The organism is Paenibacillus maysiensis (assembly GCF_000520815.1).
Taxonomy (GTDB): Bacteria; Bacillota; Bacilli; order Paenibacillales; family Paenibacillaceae; genus Paenibacillus; species Paenibacillus maysiensis.
The window spans coordinates 1-7956 of record NZ_ASRY01000327.1 but is presented as its reverse complement, the minus strand read 5'-3'; the positions used below and the strand labels follow the sequence as shown (position 1 = coordinate 7956).

8 protein-coding genes and 2 pseudogenes are annotated in these 7956 nt (G+C 48.2%); 6 read left to right on the top strand and 4 right to left on the bottom strand.

What is annotated here, in order from left to right; translation table 11 throughout:
* The 3 genes and pseudogenes from L696_RS0126275 to efeO form a co-directional block, all read right to left on the bottom strand.
* A pseudogene (locus L696_RS0126275) lies at nucleotides 1-807 on the bottom strand (iron permease); the annotation flags it as partial.
* Nucleotides 808-831: 24 nt separating this feature from the next.
* Nucleotides 832-2217, bottom strand: a complete 1386-nt coding sequence (gene efeB, locus L696_RS0126270) for an iron uptake transporter deferrochelatase/peroxidase subunit (protein ID WP_025686292.1) — start codon at nucleotides 2215-2217, stop codon at nucleotides 832-834.
* A 4-nt stretch (nucleotides 2218-2221) separates the two neighbouring features.
* Nucleotides 2222-3100 carry an iron uptake system protein EfeO gene (efeO, locus tag L696_RS0126265; RefSeq protein ID WP_025686291.1) on the bottom strand — a complete coding sequence of 293 codons (879 nt, stop codon included), beginning with the start codon at nucleotides 3098-3100 and terminating at the stop codon, nucleotides 2222-2224.
* 304 nt (nucleotides 3101-3404) lie between these two features.
* Between efeO and L696_RS0126260 the strand changes: the two genes are divergently transcribed.
* The 6 genes and pseudogenes from L696_RS0126260 (at nucleotide 3405) to L696_RS0126240 (ending at nucleotide 6665) form a co-directional block, all read left to right on the top strand.
* On the top strand, nucleotides 3405-3632 hold the full coding sequence (locus L696_RS0126260; RefSeq protein ID WP_007431813.1) for a helix-turn-helix domain-containing protein: 228 nt from the start codon (nucleotides 3405-3407) through the stop codon (nucleotides 3630-3632).
* Nucleotides 3633-4330: 698 nt separating this feature from the next.
* Nucleotides 4331-4399: pseudogene (locus L696_RS32845) on the top strand (putative holin-like toxin); the annotation flags it as partial.
* Between the two features lie 354 nt (nucleotides 4400-4753).
* Nucleotides 4754-5236, top strand: a complete 483-nt coding sequence (locus L696_RS0126255; protein ID WP_025686289.1) for a hypothetical protein — start codon at nucleotides 4754-4756, stop codon at nucleotides 5234-5236.
* Between the two features lie 136 nt (nucleotides 5237-5372).
* On the top strand, nucleotides 5373-5864 hold the full coding sequence (locus L696_RS0126250; RefSeq protein ID WP_025686288.1) for a hypothetical protein: 492 nt from the start codon (nucleotides 5373-5375) through the stop codon (nucleotides 5862-5864).
* A gap of 87 nt (nucleotides 5865-5951) precedes the next feature.
* Nucleotides 5952-6215 carry a hypothetical protein gene (locus L696_RS0126245; RefSeq protein ID WP_025686287.1) on the top strand — a complete coding sequence of 88 codons (264 nt, stop codon included), beginning with the start codon at nucleotides 5952-5954 and terminating at the stop codon, nucleotides 6213-6215.
* A 63-nt stretch (nucleotides 6216-6278) separates the two neighbouring features.
* Entirely contained in the window at nucleotides 6279-6665 is a 387-nt protein-coding gene (locus L696_RS0126240) for a hypothetical protein (protein WP_209441008.1), read from the top strand.
* A 75-nt stretch (nucleotides 6666-6740) separates the two neighbouring features.
* On the opposite strand, the gene L696_RS0126235 is transcribed toward L696_RS0126240, so the two are convergent.
* On the bottom strand, nucleotides 6741-7956 hold a 1216-nt coding region (locus tag L696_RS0126235; RefSeq protein WP_025686285.1), incomplete at its 5' end, for a dipeptidase.

Sequence of the window (7956 nt, the reverse complement as noted above, 5' to 3'; positions counted from 1 at the left end):
GCCTCCCGCATCCTGCCGTGCGGATTCGAGGAGCTTGACCGCATCACTTAGCGAGGCTACTGAACCATTAGCCGCGTTGTTTGCTCCAGCTTCTTGACCCGTATTCACCAACTTGCCTTGACTGTAATCCGACAACAAAGTCGTTAGCTCCTGCATTTCCTTGAGAGCCTGCTCTTGTCGTATTGGCTCGGCTTGCATGGAGATGCGAATCAGGCTGATTTTAGTTTCCAGCGCACTGTATACCGGAAAATTGTCCGAACGAATCGGTGTCTCCACCTGATACCATGCTTTTACGATCCGGTCGTAATCAGCGCGGGCCGCAGTCCAGTCGCCTTTTTGCATGGCAGCCAGACTGCCTTTCGCCATGGGGAGCAGCTTTTCCGCTGCTTTGGCTCCAGCCGGGGCGGGTTTGTCGCCTTCCGCAGCAGTCACAAATTCGTTGACCGAACGAGCTAGCACGGACAGTGCAGCTTTTGCTGGTTCTCCGCCGCTGCTGGCAAGCGCCTGCTCTGCACCCGCGAGAGCCTTGTCTACCGCTGCGATATGGGCTGCATCACCACCGTTTGTTTTGGCAGCTTCCCACAGCGTACGGAATTCCTTGACGTCCCTGGAGGCTTCCGTCCATTGGGATTGTCCCGCCTCCACCAGTGCGCCACCCACCACAGGCATGAGCTGATCATTGGAAACAGCATTGGCACCTGTTTGTGCGAAAGCGACCGACCTGGAGCCGGATATGAACGGAGTTACTGTCAGCAGCAGAGCCACCAGCAGAAACACCCATCCCAAGCTTTTATTACGCCGATTCATATAAATCCCCTTCCTTGCCTGCTGCTAAAATAACGTATCCCCGATGTAGCCGCCTTGCGAAACACCCGGGAAGCAGGCGAACACCGCACTGCCTTTGTGCACAATATATTCGTTCAGCTTGTCATTGCGCGCAAGCTTCTCCTGAATGTGGACGAACTGCTTGAATAGATCACGCTGGTAGCTGATGAACAGCAACCCGGCATCGAGCTGTCCTGTTTGCTTGTCCAATCCGCTCGAATAAGAATATGACCGCCGCAAAATATTAATGCTCCCGTCCCCATGAGCCAATGCCACATGAGAGGTGGGAGGCGTAATCGGCTTGCCATTCGGACTTGTGGCCGCCAGATCGAGCTTGTCGAACTCCTTGGCCTTGCCCAGTGGGGCCCCGCTGCTGCGATGGCGTCCAAAGGTATCCTCCTGGTCGCCCAGTGTCGAGCGATCCCATACCTCTACCCGCATGCGTACACGGCGCACAGCCATATAGCTGCCGCCGCCCATCCACGCGGGGCCATCACTCGCCTGTGTCCATACCAGACGGTTCATCTCGTCAGCCTTGGAGGTATCCGGGTTCCCCGTACCGTCCTTGAAGCCGAGCAAGTTACGTGGCGTGCTTCCCGCCGGATCGGCCTGTGCTGTCCGCTGGAAGCCTTCCTGTGTCCAACGAAGCACCGCCGTTCCTCTGGCGATACGCGCCAAATTACGCAGGGCATGGAAAGCTACCTGCAAATCATTGGCGCATACCTGTACCCCGATATCGCCGCCACACCATTGGTCGTCCAGCATATCCCCTTGAAAACGGGGCAGCTCGCGGAGCCCGGCAGGTTTAAGCCCTGCCAGACCGAAGCGCCCATCAAAAAAGGACGGACCCACACCAAAGGTAATCGTCGTCCGTGACGGCGACAGTCCTGCCGCTTCGCCCGTATCGGACGGAGGCAGGTTGAGATTTTCGTTATCGTTGCCGATCAGCGCGCCGGAAGTCATCGTAGCGGTGGCTTCTGTCCAGGCTTTAAACAGGCTACGTACCCGTTCCTTGTCACTCGTCGTTAGATCAAAGGCGGCAAAGCAGATGAAATCCTGTGCCGGAGTCACAATACCAGCCTGATGCTTCCCGTAAAAAGGAACCACATCCTTGGTATCCGCATCCGTCATCATGCTTTCGAGCCGTTGGCTGACTGTCAGCACAGCCCCCACACCGCCGCCGCCGAGCAGGAGACCCAGTCCCCCGACCCCGGCCAGCTTCAATAGATCCCGGCGTGATACAGATTTACTCTTTGCTGACAGCGCATCATTTTCTAGCAGATCATCCTCTGACTTAGCATCCTTTTTGATCAGATCAACCTGTTCTTCACGGGAATCTGTGCGCTGCTGCTGTTCCTGTCTCGTTCCCTTTTGCCGATTAAAGCCTTTCATATCGTTACACTCCTAACAATTTTCCCATTTGAGACAACGGCTCTGCCAGGGCATCAAGGTTTTGGCTCAGCTTTTTAATTTCTTCCGGTTTCAGCTTCGTATAAGATACATAGCCTTCGCCTTTCTTGAAAGGAGCCAATTCTTTCTGCAATGCCTCAAAGCGCTCGCCAATTTGCGTTTCCAACGCTGCATCTTTTTGGTTCAGATCTGTTTTCAAAATCTCATATATTTTTTGTGCGCCCTCTACATTAGCTGCAAAGTCGTACAAATCCGTGTGGGAATAACGTTCTTCTTCACCCGTCACCTTGGAGGAAGACACTTCGTTCAGCAGCTCGACTGCGCCTGTTACCATCAGGCTGGCGTCAATGTTGACCGTCTCCACCTTGGCACGCAGCAGCTTTGCATCACTCAACAGGCGGTCGGAAAACTCGTCCAATCCTTTGGTGGTGTTTTCTTCCCATAATGTCTTTTCAATCCGGTGAAAACCGCGCCAATCCGCTGCATCCACATCACCGTCACGCGCATCAATATTCGGGTCAAGATCGCCCAGCGCTTCTGCAATCGGTTCAATCCGTTCATAGTACATACGTGCAGGAGCATACAGCGCCTTGGCTTTGTCCAGCTCGCCAGCTTTGACCGCGTTCGTGAATTCTTCTGTCTTTTTCACAAACGTATCGCATTGCTCTATGGCATAGGCACGGTAAGCCGCCACCGCTTGATCAAAATTGGGGGCAGAGGCCGCAGGAGTCGTTGTCTGTGTTGTTGCTCCTGTATCCTTGGTCGTTGCGGCGGGCTGCTGAGTAGCAGTTCCGGTTTGTCCGCAACCTGCGAACAGAATAGAAGAAACCAGCACTCCGGCCGGTACAGCGTAACGTAATTTCATAATTAATGAACACCCTTTCTGGCCAAGCGGCCATGAACAATAGTCTGTTGCGCGATATCTATATGTATCACTATTTTGATAATGATTATCAGTCGCGGTTTTTCTTATCATAAGGCTGCCCCATATGCCTGTCAATACATAAAATTAGACGCAGAGTCTAATGATTCAGCAAAGGCTGAAAATAACTGCCTAAGCCCATTTTTATTCGCATATTGAACCATACCTAAGCACATGACATAAAATGTGTTGACTGTATCCCTTAACCTTGTTACACCACACAAAACCCGAGCAAGGAGGGGTGAAATTGACGAAGGGTAACGACCACAAAAACAAGTTTTTGTTAACTCACCGTGAGCGTGAAGTATTTGAACTGCTTGTGCAGGACAAAACAACACGTGACATCGCCGGACAACTATTTATTAGTGAGAAGACGGTGCGTAACCATATTTCCAACGTAATGCAGAAACTGAACGTAAAAGGTCGTTCACAGGCGGTCGTGGAATTAATCAGGCTTGGAGAACTAAAAATCTGACCTCTTGTTCCTTGCGGGGTGCAAAGTCTTCTCGATGATCCTTCAACAGTGAAGGCTGGTCGGGAAGGCTTTTGTTTTATAGGATGACTCAACCAAGTGAGCCAACGTAAAAACAAGCGATTGTCGCAGAAAGAGACAATCGCTTGTTTTGATCATTTGTAGTTTAAAAATCATAATCCAGAAGCTGTTCCTGACAGTTAGCTATTCTTGATAACTCCGATTTGGGATGCCCAATTCGGTTTGTTTTTTCACTGCACATCCAGCAGGAACAATGAATTTTCCCTTTCGAGAATGCACCGTAGAATTTGGCGACCCAACCCCGGTGTGCTGAAAGTCGCTTCTTACGCTGAATAACTCGCTTTCTGTGGTGTCTAAAATAGGCTTGATTACGTTTTTTTCGGTTAGGCTTCATTACCATCACGCTCCCTTGGGCAAAGGCTCAGCCCGCAGGAGAAACCAAGGGTATAATCAATACTTCTACGGGCTGAGCGTGATGGTAATCTGATTTATGTGATTAGGCATGAGTCAGTCCATTATATCACAGTGATAGCTGCAATGAGGATTCAGCGAAAACCGTTCACGGCTATTCGTTTTAATAATTTATTAAAAAGCTATGATCTGTTTTTTTAATTACTGAGTGCGTGCTTCAAAATGTATTTCCAATGTAATGCAGAAACTGAACCAAAAAGATTAATCATATTATAGTTACACTAATCGGATTAATCGTCACCATTGTTATTGCATTGAACCAAAACCAAAAGAAATAAACGGCCTACTCTGGTAAGGTGACGAAAAAAATGCTTACATCGCTGAAATATGTGGGAATTTGTATTCAAATGTTGTATTATATATAGAAGGAAGAAACTACCATTAGATTATGAGGGAACTCACATGAATAATCTATGCAGAAGGCTGTACCACAAAGTTATACAAGGACAGAAATGCATTTGGTGGTAGTCTAAGAATGCAAATGTCAATATTACAGGTTTTGAGTTATACTTATATAAGGTGTTGAAGAAGAATCACAAGGCAGAAAGGCTCGTTGCTCCAGGTAGCAGTAAGTAGATTTTGCTTAGGTCTACCTGTGGTATATTCTTGGTTGGAGGTGAACGGGGAGACATATGATACAAAACCAACACTTGATGACGTATACGCTGAACAGCGGCATAAAGGGAACAGTCGACCTATCCAGTAAGCAGGTTCAGGAATGGATAAAAGCATATCGAATTGGCAGCAAGTTTGTAACGGTAGTCGGTAAACAGTATTTTGGTTTGAATCCTGAATTGGTAGCAGATTTTAAGGTACATAATGAATACTCGGAGCAGCGGGATCATATATCCATGATACAACCTGCAATGGTAAGTAAAGCTGTAGACGCAGACCCGTTGGCAGAGGCGTACAGTCAGTATAAAACGTTGATTCAGGTAGAGTGCAAATGCGGAGCTTCCTATATAGAAGAGTCGCCGCACAAAAGAACCAAGTGGTCATGCAAGGAATGCAATAACATTGTGTTCCTGGATCGTAAAAAGGGCATGGTGGATACGGAAAAAGGCAAGGCATGGTATATGACCAACAAATACTATGTGGAGAGACAAAGCAATTGACCTAGGTCAGTTGCTTTTATTCTATATGTCCATTCCCTGAACTTTATAAATCAGCTATAACCTTTTGCCAAATAATAAAATTGATGTTTTTTGCGCTTTGTAGTACATTATCAAGTGTATTATAAGGAGGCTTCTCATGTACGGACATAGACAAGATGATACTTTATACATCATGACTTACACATTAAATAGCGGTATCAAGGGCACGGTGCCTTTGTCTAATCAACAGATACAGGAATGGCTTGAGTGTTACAGAATCGGCAAGAAATTTGTAACCGAGATTGGCAAAGAGTACTTTGGGCTGCATGCGGAACTGGTCGCTGATTTTAAAGTTCATAATCAATATTCAAGCTATCAGGAAGTCATTATCCCGGTTCAACAGCCGGATACTGGCTTGAAAGAGCTGTCCCAAGCTTACAAATCAACAGAAACCTTGATCAAAGTAGATTGCAAATGCGGCACCTCGTATGTAACGGAATCTCCCTTTAAGCGGACCAAGTGGTACTGCACCAAATGCCGGGAAATTGTTTTTCTCGACAATAAAAAGGGAATGGTCGACACCTCCAGAGGCAAGGCTCATTTTATGACCAATAAGTATTTTGTGGAACGGGAAACAACTGGCGTATAAGCCGGTTGTTTTTTTGTACGTAAGGTTTGTATATATCCTGATTTTTCAAAGCCGAGTGCGTTATAGTGAAAAGGGGGGCTTATGGAAATGTGGAGTATTTTGCTGAATCACGTTTTGTTAATAGGATTTCTGGCTGTTTTGATTCAACGGATCTACAAGCATCGCTTTCATCAGCAAAATGGTAGCGGTTTTCTGCTATGCTTGTGGGGTATCTTGCTTAATCGGTACAATAGCTTGTTTGAACTGACAACGTTGTACACGGTGTATACTGTTATTTTCGCAGTAGGAGCATTGTTGTTTGGAGGCTTCTGGCTTGTGCAACTATTTGAAGAGGGGAAAGAGAAATCTTGATATAACGATAGTCAGGTGGTGAACGTCATCCGGGAAAATCATACGAACGGAGCAAGGAATCGCATGAAAACGAACAGTGTGTACATAAACGAAACACTTCATCTGGAACAAATTATAAGTGACTTGCGGGTGATGGGCTATGTGGCCTTTCATCATAATCCGCAAATTACAGGTGAGCTTGAAGAGCTGGAAGAACTGAAAAAGCAGCTATTGTCGTTTTTTCAACAGCATCATGTATTGTGGATCGAGCTTGACCCGATAACGCAATATGCGGTGGTGAACAACATGGGGAAGGCCACGGTGCTAAAACTCATGGGTCGGAAAATGAACCCGCTGCGTGATCTGAGAGCGAACGCTGCTTTGGCCGGGCAACCGTTTCATGAGTTGGATCGGGAAATAGAGCGGTTGAATCGACTGGTTCACCTGTTGCGCTACACCCGTTTTTCTTAAGCGACGGTAGCCATGTAAAAAAGCATTCACGAAGCATGTATGATCACATGTTCGTGAATGCTTTTTTTGTGCTAGCTACACAGATTTCAAAAACTCCACAATGGTCAGCAGACCCTTATCGAAATTTTCCAAATTAAAATGCTCGTTCGGCGCATGCAAGTTCTCATCCGGCAAGCCGAAGCCCATCAGTACGACTGGAGCGGTTAGCACACGCGAGAAGGTTTCCACGATTGGGATAGAGCCGCCGTCCTTGGTAAACAGGGCGCGTACACCGTATACCTTTTCAAAAGCATCCGCCGCCGCTTGCAGAAATGCGTGTGACGGGTCGATGTTAAAGGCGTTCGCTTTTTCACCCTGCTGGATGTCCAGCGTGGCACCTGTCGGAACATGGGCGCGCAGATGGCGCTCGACTTTGTCCAGAATGTCCTGCGGATTCTGGTTGGCAACCAGGCGGCACGTAATTTTCGCGTGAGCTTCCTTCGGAATGACCGTCTTCGTGCCTTCCCCTTGGAAACCGCCGTATACGCCGTTCAGCTCCAGTGTCGGACGCGCCCCAACACGCTCGACGAAGCTGAATCCTTCTTCGCCATAGAGGGAATCAAGTGCAAGATCTTGTTGCAGCTTGCTCTCATTGAAGCCTTGCTTCACGAATTCTTCTCTCATCTCTGCCGATAATGGAGCTACATCGTCGTAGAATCCTTCGACGCTTACGCGGCCTTTGTCGTCATGCAGGGTTGCCAGCAAGGACACCAGAGCATGCAGCGCATTCGGCACACCGCCACCAAAGGAACCGGAATGCAGATCCGTATTGGCTGTGTGGATCGCAACTTCCAGTGAGCACAATCCGCGCAAACCTGTGCAAATGGCAGGCTTCCCTTTTTCGATCAGGGAGGTGTCGGACACCAGTACAGCATCGGCAGCCAGACGTTCAGCTCCAGCTTGCAAAAACTCAAGCAGGTTCGGACTGGACACTTCTTCCTCGCCTTCGATACAAAATTTGATGTTCAGTGGCAATTTGCCTTCCTGCTTCAAAATGGCCTCAACTGCCTTAATGTGCAAGAAAATCTGTCCTTTATCATCTGTCGCTCCGCGCGCATACAATTTTCCATCACGGATGGATGGCTCAAACGGTGGCGTTTCCCACAGGTGAAGCGGGTCTACGGGTTGTACATCATAGTGACCGTAAACGAGGATCGTCGGTTTACCGGGTGCGTGCAGATAATCCGCATACACCAGCGGATGGCCTTTAGTCGGGATGATTTCAACGTTTTCCAACCCGGCAGACGTCAGT